Consider the following 1,202-nt stretch of genomic DNA (forward strand, 5'->3'; position numbering starts at 1 on the left):
CCGCAATCTGGCCTTTCGACTCAAATTGCTTGGGTGTTATATGGTCAAGCCTCACGGGCAATTAGTATTGGTTAGCTCAACGCCTCACAGCGCTTACACACCCAACCTATCAACGTCGTAGTCTTCGACGGCCCTTCAGGGAACTCAAGGTTCCAGTGAGATCTCATCTTGAGGCTAGTTTCCCGCTTAGATGCTTTCAGCGGTTATCTATTCCGAACATAGCTACCCGGCAATGCCACTGGCGTGACAACCGGAACACCAGAGGTTCGTCCACTCCGGTCCTCTCGTACTAGGAGCAGCCCCTCTCAAATCTCAAACGTCCACGGCAGATAGGGACCGAACTGTCTCACGACGTTCTAAACCCAGCTCGCGTACCACTTTAAATGGCGAACAGCCATACCCTTGGGACCGGCTTCAGCCCCAGGATGTGATGAGCCGACATCGAGGTGCCAAACACCGCCGTCGATATGAACTCTTGGGCGGTATCAGCCTGTTATCCCCGGAGTACCTTTTATCCGTTGAGCGATGGCCCTTCCATACAGAACCACCGGATCACTAAGACCTACTTTCGTACCTGCTCGACGTGTCTGTCTCGCAGTCAAGCGCGCTTTTGCCTTTATACTCTACGACCGATTTCCGACCGGTCTGAGCGCACCTTCGTACTCCTCCGTTACTCTTTAGGAGGAGACCGCCCCAGTCAAACTACCCACCATACACTGTCCTCGATCCGGATAACGGACCTGAGTTAGAACCTCAAAGTTGCCAGGGTGGTATTTCAAGGATGGCTCCACGCAGACTGGCGTCCACGCTTCAAAGCCTCCCACCTATCCTACACAAGCAAATTCAAAGTCCAGTGCAAAGCTATAGTAAAGGTTCACGGGGTCTTTCCGTCTAGCCGCGGATACACTGCATCTTCACAGCGATTTCAATTTCACTGAGTCTCGGGTGGAGACAGCGCCGCCATCGTTACGCCATTCGTGCAGGTCGGAACTTACCCGACAAGGAATTTCGCTACCTTAGGACCGTTATAGTTACGGCCGCCGTTTACCGGGGCTTCGATCAAGAGCTTCGCGTTAGCTAACCCCATCAATTAACCTTCCGGCACCGGGCAGGCGTCACACCCTATACGTCCACTTTCGTGTTTGCAGAGTGCTGTGTTTTTAATAAACAGTCGCAGCGGCCTGGTATCTTCGACCGGCATG

Annotated in this window: 1 rRNA gene (running past one end of the window); it reads right to left on the reverse strand. The window is 53.2% G+C overall.

From position 1 onward, the window contains the following. Nucleotides 1-40: 40 nt before the first annotated feature. Nucleotides 41-1,202, reverse strand: a 23S ribosomal RNA gene (locus ACFZPT_RS26470); it runs 1,829 nt beyond the window's last position.

The organism is Pseudomonas sp. MD330_10, from assembly GCF_042610415.1.
In the GTDB taxonomy this organism is placed as follows: domain Bacteria; phylum Pseudomonadota; class Gammaproteobacteria; order Pseudomonadales; family Pseudomonadaceae; genus Aquipseudomonas; species Aquipseudomonas rhodesiae.